Origin of the sequence: Rhizobium aethiopicum, from assembly GCF_014197535.1 — a bacterium.
In the GTDB taxonomy this organism is placed as follows: domain Bacteria; phylum Pseudomonadota; class Alphaproteobacteria; order Rhizobiales; family Rhizobiaceae; genus Rhizobium; species Rhizobium aethiopicum_A.
The window spans coordinates 36,014-54,481 of record NZ_JACIFV010000008.1; the positions used below are offsets into that span (position 1 = coordinate 36,014).

The window sequence follows — 18,468 nt, forward strand, 5'->3', positions numbered from 1 at the left end:
GTTCCGGAGAGACGATGGCAAGCGCCGACCAGTTGATCAACGCCTTCACCACGCTCATCGTCACCATCGACCCGCCGGGGCTCGCACCGCTCTTCCTGGGGCTGACGGTCGGCATGAGCCGCGCCGAGCGCCGGCAGGTGGCGCTGCGCGGCTCGACCATCGCATTCATCATCCTCGCCGTCTTCGCCCTGTTCGGCGCAGGCGTGCTCGGCGTGCTCGGGATCTCGATCGGCGCCTTCCGCCTAGCCGGCGGGCTCTTGCTCTTCTGGATCGCCTTCGAGATGGTTTTCGAGAAGCGGCAGGATCGCAAGGAGAAGACGACCGAGGTGGCGATCACCAAGGATCATATCGAGAATATCGCCGTCTTTCCCCTCGCCCTGCCGCTGATCGCCGGTCCCGGCGCCATCTCGGCCACCATCCTGCTTTCCGGCACGCTGGCGACCTCGGTCGAAAAGGCCCAGCTGATCGGCGTCATCGCCGCCATTCTGCTCCTGACCTTCCTCATGCTGCTGATCGCCGAAACGCTCGACCGTTTCCTCGGCGTCACCGGCCGGGCGATCCTGACCCGCCTCCTCGGCGTCATCCTTGCAGCCCTTGCGGTGCAGTTCGTCGTCGACGGCGCGAAAGCGGCGCTCAATCTCATCAGCGCGACGCCGCGCTGACGCCACAAGACCAAAGAAAAAGAGCATGACGCCATCAAAGGCATCATGCTCTCAACTCTTCTCCTGGCCAGAAAAATGATCGATCAGAACGGGATGTCGTCGTCGAGATCGCGCGAAAAGTTGCCGCCGCCACCGCCGCGGCTGGGCGACGAGGAGGGAGCCGGGGCGCCGTAGTCGTCGCCGTAATCATTGTTGCTGCTGCCGCCGCGGCCGCCGCCGAAGCCGGAGCTTGCGCCGCCGCCATCGCCGCGGCCGTCGAGCATGGTCAGCGTCGAGTTGAAGCCCTGCAGCACCACTTCCGTCGAGTAGCGGTCCTGGCCCTGCTGGTCCTGCCATTTGCGGGTCTGCAGCTGGCCTTCGATATAGAGCTTGGCGCCCTTCTTCACATATTGCTCGACGACCTTGCAGAGGCCTTCGTTGAAGACGACCACAGTGTGCCACTCGGTCTTTTCACGGCGTTCGCCGGAATTGCGGTCACGCCAGGTCTCCGAGGTCGCGATACGGAGATTGGCGATCGGCCGGCCATCCTGAGTGCGGCGGATTTCGGGGTCTGCACCCACGTTTCCAACCAGAATTACCTTGTTCACGCTACCAGCCATGCTTCTCACCCTGCCTGCCGCCCTGCCCGGCGGCGTTTCAATCGATCGGCGCACCTTAAACCATCACGGACCGCCGATGCGCATGGGCGGCATTTAATCCACATGTTTATCCATCAGAAAGCCGCATGCATTCATCAGGAATTTTGTTCTTTATTTGTTCTAGTTTATCCGTATGATCCTGTCAACAGAATCGAAAACCTTGAGCCTTCCCTGATATTCAGCCTCGACTCGCCCGTTGGCATCACTAAATAAGGGCTGTTATCCAGAAAACCAAAGCAGAGACGATGAGCGAACTGAAGACGATCTCCATCCGCGGCGCGCGCGAGCACAATCTGAAGAGCATCGATCTCGATCTGCCGCGCAACAAGCTGATCGTCATGACCGGGCTTTCAGGATCCGGCAAGTCCTCGCTCGCCTTCGACACGATCTATGCCGAGGGCCAACGGCGCTATGTCGAAAGCCTGTCGGCCTATGCACGGCAGTTCCTCGAAATGATGCAGAAGCCCGATGTCGACCAGATCGATGGGCTGTCGCCTGCCATTTCAATCGAGCAGAAGACCACCTCGCGCAACCCGCGTTCGACGGTCGGCACCGTCACCGAGATCTACGACTACATGCGCCTGCTCTTTGCCCGCGTCGGCGTACCCTATTCGCCGGCGACCGGCCTGCCGATCGAGAGCCAGACCGTTAGCCAGATGGTCGACCGCATTCTGGCTTTCGGCGAGGGTACTCGTCTTTATATTCTTGCGCCGCTCGTGCGCGGCCGCAAGGGCGAATACAAGAAGGAACTGGCGGAGCTGATGAAGAAGGGCTTCCAGCGCGTCAAGGTGGATGGCCAGTTCTACGAGATCGCCGAGGCGCCTGTTCTCGACAAGAAATACAAACATGACATCGACGTGGTGGTCGACCGTATCGTCGTGCGCTCCGACGTCTCGGCACGCCTGGCCGACAGCCTGGAAACCTGCCTGAAGCTCGCCGATGGCCTGGCGATCGCCGAATTCGCCGACAAGCCGCTACCGCCGGAAGAGACTTCGGCCGGCGGTTCGGCCAACAAGTCGCTGAACGAGACGCATGAGCGCGTGCTGTTTTCGGAGAAATTCGCCTGCCCGGTCTCGGGCTTCACCATCCCGGAAATCGAACCGCGGCTTTTCTCCTTCAACAATCCCTTCGGCGCCTGCCCGACCTGCGACGGTCTCGGCGCCCAGCAGAAGATCGACCCGGACTTGATCGTGCCCGAACCGGAGCGGACCTTGCGCGACGGGGCGATCGCGCCCTGGGCCAAGTCGACCTCGCCCTATTACAACCAGACGCTGGAAGCGCTCGGCAAACATTACGGCTTCAAGCTCGGCACCCGCTGGAACGACCTGTCCGACGAGGCCAAGGACGTGATCCTGAACGGCACCGACGACAAGATCGAGTTCCACTACGCCGACGGCGCCCGCTCCTATACGACGCACAAGAATTTCGAAGGCATCATCACCAATCTCGAGCGCCGCTGGAAGGAGACGGACTCCGCCTGGGCACGCGAGGATATCGAGCGCTTCATGTCGGCCGCTCCCTGCCCTTCCTGCAACGGCTTCCGTCTGAAGCCGGAGGCCTTGGCGGTGAAGATCGACAGGCTGCATATCGGCGAAGTGACCCAAATGTCGATCCGCATCGCGCGCGACTGGTTCGAGGCGCTGCCGGCGACGTTCAACGCCAAGCAGAACGAAATCGCCGTCCGCATTCTCAAGGAAATCCGCGACCGCCTGCGCTTTTTGAACGATGTCGGCCTGGAATATCTGAGCCTTTCACGCAACTCCGGCACATTGTCGGGCGGCGAGAGCCAGCGCATCCGGCTCGCTTCGCAGATCGGTTCGGGGCTGACGGGCGTGCTCTACGTGCTCGACGAGCCGTCGATCGGCCTGCATCAGCGCGATAATGCCCGGCTGCTCGACACGCTGAAGCACCTGCGCGATATCGGCAACACCGTCATCGTCGTCGAACATGACGAGGATGCGATCCTGACGGCCGACGACGTGGTGGATATCGGTCCGGCCGCCGGCATCCATGGCGGTGAGGTTATCGCCCATGGCACGCCGCAGGATATCATGGACAACGCGAGGTCGCTGACCGGCAAATATCTCTCCGGCGAACTCGGCGTTCCCGTTCCCGAAGGGCGCCGCAAGCCGAAGAAGGGCCGCGAAATCAAGGTGATCGGTGCGCGCGGCAACAATCTGAAGAACGTCACAGCATCGATCCCGCTCGGCGTCTTCACCGCTGTGACCGGCGTCTCCGGCGGCGGCAAGTCCACCTTCCTGATCGAGACGCTCTATAAATCGGCAGCACGCCGCGTCATGGGCGCGCGCGAAATTCCGGCCGACCACGACCGCATCGACGGTTTCGAGCATATCGACAAGGTGATCGATATCGACCAGTCGCCGATCGGCCGCACGCCGCGCTCGAATCCGGCGACCTATACCGGCGCCTTCACGCCGATCCGCGATTGGTTCGCCGGCCTGCCGGAAGCCAAGGCGCGCGGCTACCAGCCGGGCCGCTTCTCCTTCAACGTCAAGGGCGGACGCTGCGAGGCCTGCCAGGGCGACGGCGTCATCAAGATCGAGATGCACTTCCTGCCCGATGTCTACGTCACCTGCGACGTCTGCCACGGCAAGCGCTATAACCGCGAGACGCTCGACGTGACCTTCAAGCAGAAGTCGATCGCCGATGTGCTCGACATGACGGTGGAGGAAGGCGTTGATTTCTTTGCGGCAGTCCCCGCCGTGCGCGACAAGCTGCAATCGCTCAAAGATGTCGGCCTCGGTTACATCAAGGTCGGTCAGCAGGCCAATACGCTCTCGGGCGGCGAAGCCCAGCGCGTCAAACTCGCCAAGGAGCTGTCGAAACGTTCGACCGGACGCACGCTCTATATTCTCGACGAGCCGACGACAGGCCTGCACTTCCACGACGTCGCAAAGCTCCTGGAAATGCTGCACGAGCTCGTCAACCAGGGCAATTCCGTCGTGGTGATCGAGCACAATCTCGAAGTCATCAAGACAGCGGATTGGGTGCTCGATTTCGGCCCCGAAGGCGGCGATGGCGGCGGCGAGATCGTCGCGACCGGCACACCGGAAGCGATCGTCAGGGAAAAGCGCTCCTATACCGGCCAGTTTCTGAAGGAGTTGCTGGAGCGGCGGCCGGCGAAGAAGGCGGTCGCGGCGGAATGACGATGAGGTTGGCGTCGCCCGACGATCTCCAAACGGAATATCGCGCTTTATAGTGTCTTCGGGTTCCGGAAAACGGGTCGCCGGCCGAACCCTTATCGGCCAGGATGGACGCTCATCGCTATGACGAAAGAGATTCATGCGGCCTGACTGCCGCGAACTGGGAGGACGACATGACGAAATCCGGCACTATCCGCACCGGCATCGGCGGCTGGACCTTCGAGCCTTGGCGCGGGCATTTCTTTCCCGCCGACCTGAAACAGAAGGACGAGCTGCATTATGCCAGCCGTCAGCTGAAGGTCATCGAGGTCAACGGCACCTATTACAGCACACAGAAACCGGCGGTCTTCGCCAAATGGGCGGCCGACGTGCCAGAGGGTTTCATCTTTTCCCTGAAGGCTACGCGGTTCGTCACCAATCGACGGGTGCTCGCGGAAGCCGGTGAATCGATGGAGCGGTTCCTCACATCCGGAATCAGCGAGCTCGGCGATCATCTCGGGCCGCTGCTCTGGCAGTTCGCGCCGACGAAGAAGTTCGATCCGGAAGATTTCGAGGCCTTCCTGAAGCTGCTGCCGGCAAAACAGGATGGGCTGGCGCTCCGTCACGTGGTCGAGGTGCGGCATGATTCCTTCAAGGTGCCAGAATTCGTTGCTCTGCTTGCTAGATATGGCGTGGCGCCGGTTTGTGCCGAACATTTCGAATATCCGATGATCGCCGATGTGACGGCCGATTTCGTCTATGCCCGACTGCAGAAGGGATCGGATGATATCCCGACCTGCTATCCCGACAAGGATCTGAAGGCCTGGGCAAAGCGGCTCGAGACCTGGGCCGAGGGCAAGGTCCCCGACGATCTGCCGCTGATCGACGGGGAGCGCCAGGTGAAGGCCGAGCCGCGCGACGTCTTCGCCTTCATGATCCACGAGGGCAAGGTCAATGCGCCCCACGGGGCTATCGCCCTGCAGCAGTTGCTGGCGAAATAGGCGGTTGAAACTTAGCCCGGGCTAAAGCGGCAACACCTCGGCCGCGAGATCTTCCGCCGTCAACCCCTTGCCGGCGCGCTGGCCAGCCTCTCCGTGCAGCCACACGCCGGCCGCCGCAGCCTCGAAAGTCGGCAGGCCCTGGGCGAGCAATCCGCCGATGATGCCGGCAAGCACATCGCCGGAACCTGCGGTGGCAAGCCAGACAGGCGCATTGGTATTGATGAGCGCGCGCCCGTCCGGCGAGGCGATGACGGTATCGGCGCCCTTATAGACGATCGCGGCATTGGCGCGGCGGGCAGCGGCCACCGCCTTGTCCACCTTCCCCAGTGTTTCGTCGTCGCCGATATCCGGAAAGAGCCGCGAAAATTCGCCCTCATGCGGCGTCAGTACCAGACGCGGCTCACCCTGGAAAAGGTCGAAAAGCTGTAGCGGATCTTCCTTGAATGAAGAGATGCCGTCGGCGTCGAGCACGAGCCGGCGATCAGCAAGCGCAGCGACGAAGCCGCGCGCTCTTGCCCCGATGCCGAAACCTGGACCGAGGACGAAGGTCTGCAGCCGCTTGTCGGACAGCCACTCTGTAAGATCCGCCTCGTCGTCGACTGCATGCAGCATGACGGCTGTGAGATGCGCGGCATTGGCGGCCATCGCTGCACCGGGTGCGGCGATCGTCACCAGGCCGGCGCCGGCCTTCAGGCCGGAGACTGCCGACATGCGAGCAGCTCCGGTCCTGTCGGCCTCGCCTGAAAAAACGACTAGATGTCCGCGCTTGTATTTGTGGGTTTCCAGCTCCTCGGCCGGGAGCACGCCTTTCCAGGCATCAGGTGTGTTCTCGGCGATGGCGCCGCCCGCCTCGGCCCGGATAATCCGGGCGGGAATGCCGATGTCGAAGACTTCCAGCTCGCCGCAAAGCTGTCTGCCCGGCATCAGAAGATGGCCGGGTTTGCGGGTCATGAAAGTGATGGTGTTGCGCGCCTGGAAGGCAGCACCCAGCACCTTGCCGGTGCGGCCATCGAGGCCGGAGGGGAGGTCGATGGCAAGCACAGGCAAATCAGCCTCGGTGACGCGTTCGATCAACGTGCCCACATCGGCAGGCACCGCGCGCCCGAGCCCTGCTCCGAACAGACCGTCGATGACGACGTCACGGGCTTGCGGCCGATAGAGGCCGAACTCGTGCCCCTCCAACTGGCAGCCGGCCCGAGCGCGGGCGGCATCGCCTTTCAGCTTGACGGCATCGCCGAGATGAAAAAGCGCCACGGTCGCCCCGCTCTCCCGCAGATGCCTTGCCGCGACATAGGCGTCGCCCCCATTATTGCCGGGACCGCAGAGGACGACGAAACGAAGCGCCCCGGGATGATGCCGGAGCACTGCAGCGGTAACGGCGGCCCCTGCCCTTTCCATCAGGCCAAAGGAATCGATTCCGCAGGCAGCCGCGGCAGCATCGATGGCGCTCATTTCGGCAGGCGTCACCAGAAGGTCGGAAAGATGTTTGCTCATCAGCCTATTCAATTCAAAAAACGCACAAAAAACAACCGTCTGGAGAAATGCGAAAGCGAACTAAATTTGTGCATTTGCTTACATTTTAATCGACTCGCAACTTGGTTCTGCAATCGAGTGAAAGCCTGACTTTTCCGGTTTTCGGCTAATTTTTTTCAATAGCTGACGTTTTTCCACCCCTCTCGTCACCAAATCGGCATTAAATTCGCCGCGGACGCACCGCTTTCGACAAAATCGACGTCTTTTTTCGAGAAGATGGATTTCAAACTGGCACGATATCTGCATCATATCCGCGAGCGGGAACATCCCTGCCATAACAGGAGAAGCGGAGAGACATTTTCTCATGAAAAAGATCGAAGCGATCATTAAGCCCTTCAAGCTGGACGAGGTGAAGGAAGCCCTTCAGGAAGTCGGCCTGCAGGGTATTACAGTCACGGAAGCCAAGGGCTTCGGTCGTCAGAAGGGCCATACGGAACTCTACCGGGGAGCCGAATACGTCGTCGACTTCCTGCCGAAGGTGAAAGTCGAGGTGGTGCTGGCCGACGAGAACGCGGAAGCCGTCATAGACGCAATCCGCAAGGCGGCTCAGACCGGCCGCATCGGCGACGGCAAGATCTTCGTCTCCAACGTCGAAGAGGTTATCCGCATCCGTACCGGCGAGACCGGCATCGATGCCATCTGACCACTTTGCCAAGCGCGCAAAGTCCGATACCGTCACCGCGCCCACCTATTGTTATCACAAATTGGAGGAAGGTATTTAATGGCGACCGCAAGCGAAATTTTGAAGCAGATCCAGGAAAATGACGTCAAGTTCGTCGATCTGCGCTTCACCGACCCGAAGGGCAAGCTGCAGCACGTCACGATGGACGTTGCCAGCGTCGACGAGGACATGTTCGCTGACGGCGTGATGTTCGACGGCTCTTCGATCGGCGGCTGGAAGGCCATCAACGAGTCCGACATGGTGCTGATGCCCGACACCGAAACGGTGCATATGGACCCGTTCTTCGCTCAGTCGACCATGGTCATCGTCTGCGACATCCTCGATCCGGTTTCCGGCGAGGCCTATAACCGCGATCCGCGCGGCACCGCCAAGAAGGCCGAAGCCTATCTCAAGGCATCAGGCATCGGCGACACGATCTTTGTCGGCCCGGAAGCCGAATTCTTCGTCTTCGACGACGTCAAATACAAGGCTGATCCCTACAATACCGGCTTCAAGCTCGATTCGACCGAACTGCCGTCGAACGACGACACCGATTACGAAACCGGCAACCTCGGTCACCGTCCGCGCATCAAGGGCGGTTATTTCCCGGTTCCGCCTGTTGACAGCGCCCAGGACATGCGTTCGGAAATGTTGACAGTGCTCTCCGAAATGGGCGTCGTTGTCGAAAAGCATCACCATGAAGTCGCCGCCGCCCAGCACGAACTCGGCATCAAGTTCGACACGCTGGTGCGCAACGCCGACAAGATGCAGATCTACAAGTATGTCGTGCACCAGGTGGCGAACGCCTACGGCAAGACCGCGACCTTCATGCCGAAGCCGATCTTCGGCGACAACGGCTCGGGCATGCACGTGCACCAGTCGATCTGGAAGGGCGGCAAGCCAACTTTTGCCGGCGACGAATATGCCGGCCTCTCCGAGACCTGCCTGTTCTACATCGGCGGCATCATCAAGCACGCCAAGGCAATCAACGCCTTCACCAATCCGTCGACGAACTCCTACAAGCGTCTCGTGCCGGGTTATGAAGCGCCCGTTCTGCTCGCCTATTCGGCCCGCAACCGCTCGGCCTCTTGCCGCATTCCGTTCGGCTCCAACCCCAAGGCCAAGCGCGTCGAAGTCCGCTTCCCGGATCCGACCGCCAACCCCTATCTCGCCTTCGCCGCCATGCTGATGGCCGGCCTCGACGGCATCAAGAACAAGATCCATCCCGGCAAGGCCATGGACAAGGATCTCTACGACCTGCCGCCGAAGGAACTGAAGAAGATCCCGACCGTCTGCGGCAGCCTGCGCGAAGCGCTCGAAAGCCTCGACAAGGACCGCAAGTTCCTGACCGCAGGCGGCGTCTTCGACGACGACCAGATCGATGCCTTCATCGAGCTGAAAATGGCAGAGGTGATGCGTTTCGAAATGACGCCGCATCCTGTCGAATACGACATGTATTATTCGGCCTGATCGGCCGTAACACGGAAAGTCCCGGTTCGTCGGGACTTTCACCTCCCTGGTCATGAACGGCAGAAGGAGGATATGACGTTCATGTGACGCGCTGGTGCAAAAATCTTGATTTGCACGGCACCAATCACCAAATTTGGTGATGAAAGGAAGTCGTACCATGAAAGAAAGACTAGCAAAGTTCAGTATCGGCGAAGTGGTCCGGCACAAGGATTTTCCGTTTCGCGGCGTCATCTTCGACGTTGATCCGGAATTTGCAAATACCGAGGAATGGTGGAATTCGATTCCCGCCGAGGTGCGCCCGAGGAAGGACCAGCCCTTCTACCACCTGCTCGCCGAAAACGACGAAAGCGAATATGTCGCTTATGTCTCCGAGCAGAACCTGGTGAATGACGAAAGCGGCACCCCGCTTCGCAACCCGCAGATCTACCAGATTTTCGATCAGGCGCCGTCCGGCCAGCTCAAACCCAAGATGAGCCTCGCCCACTAAGATCGGATCACCGATCACATAAACAAGGCCTCGCATCTCCCGGCGAGGCCTTTTTCTTTGGCGAGAAACAAAAACCTGGCTCGAAGCCGGGTTTCTATTCAGTATGGCGGCAGGATCACTGCGCCTTGGCAGCCTTCTGGGCGTCTTCCAGCTTCTTGCGGGCTTCTTCAGCCTTCTTCTGCATGCCTTCCTGCAGGCTGCGCTGGCTTTCGGCGAGCTTGGATTCGGAAACCGGTTCGCCATCATAGGCGCCGGTGAAGCCTTCGAGCGAAATCTTGATCGGGTTCGGTGCGCGGCGGAAGTTGATCGAAGTGAAGATCACGTCGCTGCCCTTTTTGAGGCTGGCGATCATCGCGTCCGTCAGCGGAATTTCGGCGGTGCACTTGTCCGGCAGGCAGACGGCGTAGTCGAGCTTTTGGCCCTTACCGCCGTCGATTTGCATGCTGATGCCCGGAGGAATGAGGCGTGCCGTGGGAACGGAGACCTGCAGGAGCTTGCGGTTGATCTTGCCGGTGACCGAAATCAGGCCGACAGCCGTGACGAGCTGGCCGCCGTTGGCGAGAATCAGGTTCTGGACAACACAGATGTCGTTGTCTTCCTGCTTGCTGCAGGTCTTGTACCAGCCAAGCTTCGGCGCACCGGCAGCCTGTGCCGGAGCATCGGCCGGAGCCTGTGCCGCCGCGTCCTGCGCGAAGGAGGAGACCGGAGCCGAAGCGGCGCCGAACATCACTGCCAGAACGGACAGTGCTGCCCGCATTTTCTTTTCAGACTTGAACATCATAACGAATTCCGTCTCCTGATATCCGTTCGGAGCAGCGACGTGCCGCCCCAACCATCGGGTCGTTCGGCACTCCACCTCATGGAAAAATAAGGCAAATGCATGACCCCGAAACTTCGGGTTCACCTGTTACATCGCAGCGTTCAAGATATCCAGCTTTTCTTTGGCAATTCGAGGCGCAATTTCGTCGCGATGCCGAAGAAATCGCCGCTCCGTGTTGGAATCGAGCGCCCCCATGCTAATCTCCGCGGTGAATCATGCCCGTTTTCGTGGTCTTAAGGATTGCAGAATGCTCCGGATCGTCGTCCCTCTCGTCCTCTCGCTGCTGTGCGGCGCTGTTGCCGCCGAGCCGCTGCACGGCATAGCAATGCATGGCGAGCCGGCCTTGCCGCCGGACTACAAACACTTCCCTTACGTCAATCCCGACGTGAAGAAGGGCGGCAAGATCACCTATGGCGTCGTCGGCACCTTCGACAACCTCAACCCGTTCATCCTGAAAAGCATGCGTACGACGGCGCGTGGAATGTGGGACCCCGAATATGGCAATCTCGTCTACGATTCGCTGATGCAGCGCTCCCGGGACGAGCCATTCACGCTTTACGGCCTGCTGGCCGAAACGGTGGAATGGGACGACAACAGGAGCTTCATCCAGTTCAACCTCAATCCAAAGGCGAAATGGTCCGACGGGCAGCCGGTGACGCCCGAAGACGTGATGTTCACCTTCGATCTGCTGCGTGACAAGGGGCTCCCGCGCTTTTCTAATCCTCTGAAACTCGTCGCCAAGATGGAGAAGGTGGGCGAGCGGAGCGTGCGCTTGACCTTCACCGACAAAGCTAATCGCGAAACGCCTTTGATTTTGGGCCTTTTCCCGGTGCTGCCGAAACATGCGGTCGACCCCGAAACCTTCGACCGGACTTCGTTGACACCTTTGGTCGGCTCCGGCCCCTATAAGGTGAAGACGGTGAAGCCGGGCGAGAGCATCACCTTTGAGCGCGATCCGAATTATTGGGGCAAGGATATTCCCGCCAAGGTCGGCACTGACAATTACGATGAGATCACCGTCCAGTACTTCCTACAGGACACGACGTTGTTCGAGTCCTTCAAGAAGGGCGATATCGATATCTATCCGGACGGTAATCCCGGCCATTGGGCCAGTGCCTATGATTTCCCTGCCGCCACTTCTGGGGCCGTTATCAAGGACGTGTTCACGCCGAAACTGCCGAGCGGCATGCTCGGCTTCGTATTCAACACGCGGCGGCCGATCTTTGCGGATTCGAGGGTGCGCGAAGGCCTGTCGCTGGTGTTCGATTTCGAATGGGCGAATAAGAACCTCTATTCCGGCGCTTATATGCGCACGCAGAGCTTCTGGCAGAACTCCGAACTATCGAGCTTCGGCCTTCCCGCTGATGCGAAGGAACTTGCCCTGCTCGGGCCGATCAAAGACAAAATCGCGCCGGATATTCTCGATGGCACCTATAAGCTGCCGGTCACCGACGGCTCGGGCCGTGACCGCAATGTGCTGAAGCAGGCGGTCGGATTGTTGAAACAGGGCGGCTACACGATCCAGGGCGGCAAGATGCTTGACGCCTCCGGCCGCCAGCTTGCTTTTGAGATCATGACGCAGAATGCCGACCAGGAGAAGCTCGCGGTTGCCTATCAGCGTTCGCTGCAGGCGATCGGCATCGCCGTTTCGATCCGCACAGTCGACGATTCGCAATATCAGAGCCGGACGAGCAGCCGTGATTACGACATGATCATCAAGTCCTATGTGTCTACGCTGTCGCCTGGAATAGAGCAGGTCGGCCGTTGGTCTTCCGCTGAGCGCACAAAGGACGGTAACGACACATTTGCCGGCGCCAACGATCCCGATCTCGACACGCTGATCGATCATGTGCTGAGGGCGCGTTCGGCGGACGACTTCACTGCAGCGGTGCGCTCCTACGACCGGCTGCTGCTATCGGGCCACTACGTGCTGCCACTCTATCATATCGGCCAGCAATGGGTCGCACGCAGCAAGCGCATCGGCCGTCCCGATACGACGCCGCTTTACGGCTACCAGTTACCGGTCTGGTGGGACACAAGCGCGCAGTAAGAAGAGCCGAACCGCCCCGATCCGTAAAGAATAAGGAAATCATCATGGAACGCATCACCATCGACGTCGTCTCGGATGTCGTCTGCCCCTGGTGCTATCTCGGCAAGGCGCGGCTGGAGCTCGCCATTGCCGAAGTGCAGGACGAGATCGGCGTCGACATCAACTGGCGGCCGTACCGGCTCAATCCCGACTATCCCAAGGAAGGCGTCGACCAGAAGAAGGCGCTAGCTCAGAAGCTCGGCGGCGAGGAGCGCGTGGCGCAGGCCCACAAGATCCTGACCGATTACGGCCGCGAGGTCGGCATTGCCTTCGATTTCGAGGCGATCAAAATCGGCCCGAACACGCTCGACGCCCACCGGGTGATTCACTGGGCGATGATCGAAGGCCGCGAAAAACAGGACAAGGTCGTTGCCGCGTTGTTCAAGGCGAATTTCGAGGAAGGCCGCAATGTCGGCGACCACGCGGTGCTGCTCGACATTGCCGAAGAGGCCGGCCTCGACCGCTCGGTCATCGCCTCGCTGCTTGCCTCCGATGCCGACAGCAACCTTATCGTCGCCGAAATCACCGCGGCACAGGAAATGGGCGTCAACGGCGTGCCCTTCTTCATCTTCGACCAGCAATATGCCGTCAGCGGCGCCCAGACGCCCGATGTGCTGGCAAATGCGCTGCGCGATATCGCCAAGGCGAAGGCCGAGGCGCGATCGGGCCTCAACTGAGGCTGGCTGTGCGGATCGAGATCGAAGAGCCGCGGCAGAGCTGGGTCGAGGATTTTGCGATCCTCAAATCCGCGATCATGGGAGCAGCGCCCGCCGGGGCATACCTGCATCACATCGGCTCGACCGCAGTTCCCGGGCTTCCCGCCAAAAATATCGTCGATATTCAGCTGACGGTGAACGATCTCGCTGACGTCGACGCCGACGCATTTGAAGAGGCGGGCTTCGAGCGCAGGCCGATCCTCATTGATCATTGCCCTCCGGGACTTGATTTGCCGGAAGGCGACCTGCGCAAGGCCTTCTATCGCAGTAAGGGGCGTCCGGCGAATCTGCACATCCGCGAGAAAGGTCGTTTCAATCAGCGATATTCTCTTCTTTGCCGCGACTTCCTGCGCGCCCATCCGATAGCGGCAGGCGCCTACGCCCTGATCAAGCAGCGGCTTGCCCAAAGGTTTCCCGACGACGTCGATTTCTACTACGACATCAAGGACCCGGTGTTCGACATCATCATGGACGGCGCCAATGACTGGGCAAAGCTGATCGGCTGGTCAGAACCGCCAGGGGACTAGCATTGTTGAGGTATTCGTCGCTAAGTAGCTAATCTGCACTAAACAAGCGGTGTTGAAGCTTTATTCCTGCCCCGTCAACGATTTTTGCAACTTGGTTGTAGAAGCCTAAGGCCAGCTGGCTAGGTGGATATTTGCATACGACGTCTATCAGCACTGCCCGGCCTTTGGCGTCAGAGTATACCTCCAACATCTCACCGCTCTCAACAAAGCGCAAATAGCTCTTGAGCTTTTCTTGCAGCAACAGAAGGTGCTCATCAACTCTTACCGTCCACTCAAGGTGATCCGTGATAGTCAGCACCAGCTCGCCTGTCGCCTCATCTACACCGATGGCATCAACTACGTTCGTTTGATCTAGAGACATTCTGATTACGCAATAGGCGAAACTGATCCTAGGGTGAAACTCCGGGGCTTCCGGTTTGGCGCCGCTCAGCCCAGAACGGGAACGCAGCGCACCTCGGTTTTCACCGAATTGGCGATGAAACATTCGTGGTGGGCGCGATGATGCAGGGCGTCGAGCTCGCCGAGCGAAGGCTGCTTTTCGCCGCTGAAGACGACATGCGGCTTTAGCGTCACCACGGTCATGGCAAGACGGCCTTCGCTGTTCTTCTCCATGACGCCCTCGGCGACGTCGGTGTAGCTGTCAACGCAAAAGCCCTGTTTGGCGGCAATCGACAGGAACCAGAGCATGTGGCAGCTGGAGAGCGAGGCAACGAAAGCCTCCTCTGGATCGACCGCATCCTCGGCGGAATAGGGCAACGGAACCACATGCGAGGATGAGGACGCCCTCACCTCGATGCCGCCGTCGAAGGTCCAGCGATGGACGCGGCTGTAACGGTTGTCGGTGAAGATCTCGTCGTTGCGCTGCCAGGCGATTCTCGCGCCATGTGTCGCCATGTCAATCTCCCTCCGTTACTTGGCCATCTCGGCCAGTTGCGTCATGATGACTGCCGCGCCCTGCAAGCGCTTCTCAGGCGTCGGCAGGTCGCGGGTCAAGAACAGGCTGTGATCGGGACGGATCTTCGCCATCGTACCCTGCTTGCCGATATAGCCGACGAGATTTGCCGGATTTGGAAATTCCTTGTTGCGGAATTGCACGACCACGCCTTTCGGACCGGCGTCGAGCTTTTCGACATTGGCGGTGCGGCAAAGCGACTTGATGTAGACGATCTTCAGGAGATGCTGGACTTCGATCGGCATCGGCCCGAAGCGGTCGATCATCTCGGCGCCGAAGCCGTCGATCTCCTTGAGTTCGGTGATTTCGCCGAGACGGCGATAGAGCGCCATGCGCAGATGCAGGTCGGGCACATAGTTCTCGGGAATCATCACGGTCGTGCCGACCGAGATTTGCGGCGACCAGCCGGTATCGTGGACTTCGTCGACACCCTTGACCTCGGCGACCGCCTCTTCCAGCATCTGCTGATAGAGCTCGAAGCCGACTTCCTTGATATGGCCGGACTGCTCTTCGCCGAGCAGGTTGCCGGCGCCGCGGATGTCGAGGTCGTGGCTTGCGAGCTGGAAGCCGGCGCCGAGCGTATCGAGCGACTGCAGCACTTTCAGCCGGCGTTCGGCCGTCGCCGTCAGCACCTTGTTGACAGGCAGGGTGAAGAGCGCGAAGGCGCGCACCTTCGAGCGGCCGACCCGGCCGCGCAACTGGTAGAGCTGGGCAAGACCGAACATATCGGCGCGGTGGACGATCAGCGTGTTGGCTGTGGGCACGTCGAGGCCGGATTCGACGATGGTGGTCGACAGCAACACGTCGTAGCGGCCTTCATAAAAGGCGTTCATGATGTCTTCGAGCTCGCCGGCCGGCATCTGGCCATGAGCAACGGCGACCTTCAGCTCCGGCACATCGGACTGCAGGAAGGCATTGATATCGGCAAGATCGGCAAGCCTCGGGCAGACATAGAAGCTCTGGCCGCCGCGATAGTGCTCGCGCATCAGCGTCTCGCGGATGACAAGGCTGTCGAAAGGCGAGATGAAGGTGCGCACCGCCATGCGGTCGACCGGCGGCGTGGTGATCAGCGACAACTCGCGCACCCCGGTCATGGCGAGCTGCAGTGTGCGCGGGATCGGCGTCGCCGACAGGGTGAGCACATGCACGTCGCTCTTCAGCTCCTTCAGCCGCTCCTTGTGCTTGACGCCGAAATGCTGTTCCTCGTCGATGACGAGCAGGCCGAGATTGGCGAATTTGATGCCGGCGCCGAGCAACGCATGGGTGCCGACGACGATATCGGTCTTGCCTTCGGCGACTTCCTTCTTGGTCAGCGCCAGCTCCTTGGCGCCGACAAGCCGCGAGGCCTGTTGGACGCGCACCGGCAGGCCGCGGAAACGCTCGGAGAAGGTCTTGAAATGCTGGCGGGCGAGCAACGTCGTGGGCACGACGACGGCGACCTGGACGCCGTTCATCGCCGCGACGAAAGCGGCGCGCAGGGCCACTTCGGTCTTGCCGAAACCGACATCGCCGCAGACGAGGCGGTCCATCGGCCGGCCGGCGCCGAGATCGGAGCGCACGGCGTCGATGGCGTTGTCCTGGTCCTCGGTCTCGTCATAGGGGAAGCGGGCGGCAAACTCGTCATACAGGCCGTCCGGCGTCGTCAGCATCGGCGCATGACGCGTCAGGCGCTCGGCGGCGATGCGGATCAGCGCATCGGCCATGTCGAGCAGCCGCCGTTTGAGCTTGGCCTTGCGCATCTGCCAGGCGCCGCCGCCGAGCTTGTCGAGCTGGGCATCGGTGCCCTCGCCGCCGTAGCGGGAGAGAAGGTCGATGTTTTCGACCGGCAGGAAGAGCTTGGCCTCGTCGGCATATTGCAGTTCGAGGCAGGCATGAGGGGCGCCCGCCGCCTCGATGGTCTTCAGCCCGATGAAACGGCCGATGCCGTGTTCGGCATGAACGACGATCGAGCCCTCGTCGAGGCCGGCCACCTCCGAAATGAAATCGGCGGCGCGCTTGCGGCGCTTGGAGCGGCGGACCATGCGGTCGCCGAGAATATCCTGCTCGCCGATCACGACGAGCTCGCCCGCCTCGAAGCCGGATTCGAGATTGAGCACCGAAGCAGCGGCCTCGCCTTTCGCCAGCGAGCCGAGATCCTTCAGCGCCTCGACCGGCTTGACCTTTTCCAGCCCGTGTTCGTTCAGCACCTGCAGCAGGCGTTCCAGCGAGCCCTCGGTCCAGGCGGTGACGAGCACTTTCGCGCCGGCGGCGCGGCGGTCGGCGATATGCTTGACGACGACGTCGAAGATGTTGATGCGTTCGGCATCGCCGCTACCTTCGGCATTGGAGCGAGCCCAGCGCTGGCCCTGCCGGGCGTCGACGTTGACGACTCGCCTCGCCTCTCCCTCGACCTCGTTAAAAGGGCTGATGCGGATCGCGCCGAGTGCGTCGAGGGTTTTGGCGAAGAGCTTGCTGTCGAGATAGAGCTGGCCTGGCGTCACCGGCTTGTAGGGCGTGCCCTGCGCCATCTGGCCCTTGGACGGCTGACCGGAATTCAGGCGGGCGTCGTAATAATCGAGGACGAGCTTGGAGCGTTCCTCCGCCGCCTCGCGCACGGTGTGGTCAGTGACGATGCGGAAGCCGCCGAGGTAATCGAAGACGGTATCGAGCTTCTCGTAGAAGAGCGGCAGCCAATGCTCCATGCCGGGATAACGCCGGCCTTCGGAAACGGCGAGATAAAGCGCGTCGTCGCGCGTGGTCGCGCCGAAAGTGGAGAGATAGTTCTTGCGGAAGCGGCTGATCGTATCCGGGGTCAGCGTCACCTCGCTCATCGGGTTGAGATCGAGGGAGCGCACCTGGCCGGTCGTGCGCTGGCTTGCCGGATCGAAGCTGCGGATCGATTCCAGCGTATCGCCAAAGAAATCGAGACGGACCGGCTCTTCCGATCCCGGCACGAAGACGTCGAGAATGCCGCCCCGCACGGCATATTCGCCGACCTCGCGAACGGTCGCGACGCGGTCGAAACCGTTGTGCTCCAGACGTCCGGCGAGATCGTCCATGCGCAGCTGGTTGCCGGGCCGGGCCGAAAAGCTCAAGCTTTCGATGACATCATGCGGCGCCACCTTCTGCAGCATGGCATTGGCGGTGACGAGCACGATGGCCGCATGCGGCTTTTTCCGGTGAGCGATGAGGCCGCCGAGTGCGGCGAGCCGGCGGGCCGAGGTATCGGCGCTCGGCGAGACGCGGTCATAGGGCAGACAGTCCCAGGCCGGCAGGGTGAGAACCGGAATGTCTGGGGCGACGAAGCCGAGCATCTGTTCCAGATCGGCCATGCGGTGGCCGTCCGACATGACATAGGCCACCGGCTCTCCCGCCCGGGCAAGATCGGCGAGCAGCAGCGGTTCGAGGCCGGCGGGCACATTGCCGATCGTCAGCGGCTCGGCAATGGCCGCAAGCTTCTTCGCATCGAAACCAGGGATCATTCCGGCGTCCTGAGGGGCTTGTCGAAATCGGGCTTGTAGGCGGCAAGCCTGGCAAACATCGGTGTCTGGAAACGCTCAGGCACCGGCCAGGTTCCCATGATCCAGCGGACCAGGTCGTTGTCCTCTTCGGCCATGATCGTCTCGAACTCGTCGAGTTCGGCTTCCGAAAGCTTCGCGATCTCGGCTTCCGCGAACTGGCCGAAGACCAGGTCCATCTCGCGGATGCCGCGGTGCCAGCAACGGAAAAGAATCCGGCGGCGGCGCGGGTCGAGACCGGCACTCGTGAGCGTGACACCTGTCATGGCATT

16 protein-coding genes and 1 pseudogene are annotated in these 18,468 nt (G+C 60.9%); 10 read left to right on the top strand and 7 right to left on the bottom strand.

The window, feature by feature from the left end; all coding sequences use genetic code 11:
* Positions 1-14: 14 nt before the first annotated feature.
* Positions 15-662, top strand: coding sequence for a MarC family protein (locus GGD53_RS13375; protein WP_184456674.1), 648 nt, complete (start codon positions 15-17; stop codon positions 660-662).
* 83 nt (positions 663-745) lie between these two features.
* Here GGD53_RS13375 and GGD53_RS13380 read toward each other — a convergent pair whose 3' ends face one another.
* Positions 746-1,261 carry a single-stranded DNA-binding protein gene (locus GGD53_RS13380; RefSeq protein WP_184456676.1) on the bottom strand — a complete coding sequence of 172 codons (516 nt, stop codon included), beginning with the start codon at positions 1,259-1,261 and terminating at the stop codon, positions 746-748.
* Between the two features lie 284 nt (positions 1,262-1,545).
* Between GGD53_RS13380 and uvrA the strand changes: the two genes are divergently transcribed.
* The 3 genes and pseudogenes from uvrA (at position 1,546) to GGD53_RS13390 (ending at position 5,444) form a co-directional block, all read left to right on the top strand.
* Positions 1,546-4,467, top strand: coding sequence for an excinuclease ABC subunit UvrA (gene uvrA / locus GGD53_RS13385; RefSeq protein ID WP_184456678.1), 2,922 nt, complete (start codon positions 1,546-1,548; stop codon positions 4,465-4,467).
* Between the two features lie 30 nt (positions 4,468-4,497).
* Positions 4,498-4,614 (top strand): annotated as a pseudogene (locus GGD53_RS31685) (GNAT family N-acetyltransferase); the annotation flags it as partial.
* A 23-nt stretch (positions 4,615-4,637) separates the two neighbouring features.
* Positions 4,638-5,444: a DUF72 domain-containing protein gene (locus GGD53_RS13390; RefSeq protein WP_184456680.1), complete on the top strand. Its 807-nt coding sequence runs from the start codon at positions 4,638-4,640 to the stop codon at positions 5,442-5,444.
* Between the two features lie 21 nt (positions 5,445-5,465).
* On the opposite strand, the gene GGD53_RS13395 is transcribed toward GGD53_RS13390, so the two are convergent.
* Positions 5,466-6,938 carry an NAD(P)H-hydrate dehydratase gene (locus GGD53_RS13395; protein WP_184456682.1) on the bottom strand — a complete coding sequence of 491 codons (1,473 nt, stop codon included), beginning with the start codon at positions 6,936-6,938 and terminating at the stop codon, positions 5,466-5,468.
* A 343-nt stretch (positions 6,939-7,281) separates the two neighbouring features.
* On the opposite strand from GGD53_RS13395, the gene GGD53_RS13400 reads away from it, so the two are divergent.
* From GGD53_RS13400 to hspQ, 3 genes are all read left to right on the top strand, one after another.
* Positions 7,282-7,620 carry a P-II family nitrogen regulator gene (locus tag GGD53_RS13400; protein WP_003539626.1) on the top strand — a complete coding sequence of 113 codons (339 nt, stop codon included), beginning with the start codon at positions 7,282-7,284 and terminating at the stop codon, positions 7,618-7,620.
* A 78-nt stretch (positions 7,621-7,698) separates the two neighbouring features.
* Complete coding sequence (gene glnA, locus GGD53_RS13405; RefSeq protein ID WP_184456684.1) at positions 7,699-9,108, top strand: type I glutamate--ammonia ligase; 1,410 nt, start codon at positions 7,699-7,701, stop codon at positions 9,106-9,108.
* Positions 9,109-9,265: 157 nt separating this feature from the next.
* Complete coding sequence (gene hspQ, locus GGD53_RS13410) at positions 9,266-9,595, top strand: heat shock protein HspQ (RefSeq protein ID WP_184456686.1); 330 nt, start codon at positions 9,266-9,268, stop codon at positions 9,593-9,595.
* A 115-nt stretch (positions 9,596-9,710) separates the two neighbouring features.
* On the opposite strand, the gene GGD53_RS13415 is transcribed toward hspQ, so the two are convergent.
* Positions 9,711-10,376 (bottom strand): invasion associated locus B family protein, encoded by a 666-nt coding sequence (locus tag GGD53_RS13415; protein WP_064691599.1) that lies wholly within the window; start codon positions 10,374-10,376, stop codon positions 9,711-9,713.
* A 286-nt stretch (positions 10,377-10,662) separates the two neighbouring features.
* Here GGD53_RS13415 and GGD53_RS13420 point away from each other — a divergent pair, with 286 nt between their 5' ends.
* Genes GGD53_RS13420 through GGD53_RS13430 form a run of 3 tightly spaced genes read left to right on the top strand, consistent with a single transcriptional unit; the run spans position 10,663 to position 13,747 of the window.
* The gene (locus tag GGD53_RS13420) at positions 10,663-12,465 is read left to right on the top strand and encodes an extracellular solute-binding protein (RefSeq protein ID WP_184456688.1); all 1,803 of its coding nucleotides are present in this window, start codon (positions 10,663-10,665) and stop codon (positions 12,463-12,465) included.
* A gap of 44 nt (positions 12,466-12,509) precedes the next feature.
* Complete coding sequence (locus tag GGD53_RS13425) at positions 12,510-13,181, top strand: DsbA family oxidoreductase (protein WP_184456690.1); 672 nt, start codon at positions 12,510-12,512, stop codon at positions 13,179-13,181.
* Between the two features lie 8 nt (positions 13,182-13,189).
* Complete coding sequence (locus GGD53_RS13430) at positions 13,190-13,747, top strand: GrpB family protein (protein ID WP_184456692.1); 558 nt, start codon at positions 13,190-13,192, stop codon at positions 13,745-13,747.
* 28 nt (positions 13,748-13,775) lie between these two features.
* On the opposite strand, the gene GGD53_RS13435 is transcribed toward GGD53_RS13430, so the two are convergent.
* From GGD53_RS13435 to GGD53_RS13450, 4 genes are all read right to left on the bottom strand, one after another.
* Complete coding sequence (locus tag GGD53_RS13435; protein ID WP_184456694.1) at positions 13,776-14,108, bottom strand: DUF6572 domain-containing protein; 333 nt, start codon at positions 14,106-14,108, stop codon at positions 13,776-13,778.
* Between the two features lie 65 nt (positions 14,109-14,173).
* Complete coding sequence (locus tag GGD53_RS13440) at positions 14,174-14,641, bottom strand: OsmC family protein (protein ID WP_184456696.1); 468 nt, start codon at positions 14,639-14,641, stop codon at positions 14,174-14,176.
* A 15-nt stretch (positions 14,642-14,656) separates the two neighbouring features.
* Entirely contained in the window at positions 14,657-18,160 is a 3,504-nt protein-coding gene (gene mfd, locus GGD53_RS13445; protein ID WP_184456697.1) for a transcription-repair coupling factor, read from the bottom strand.
* Positions 18,157-18,462: a succinate dehydrogenase assembly factor 2 gene (locus tag GGD53_RS13450; protein ID WP_184456699.1), complete on the bottom strand. Its 306-nt coding sequence runs from the start codon at positions 18,460-18,462 to the stop codon at positions 18,157-18,159. Before GGD53_RS13450 ends, mfd begins: the two co-directional genes overlap by 4 nt.
* Positions 18,463-18,468: the final 6 nt, after the last annotated feature.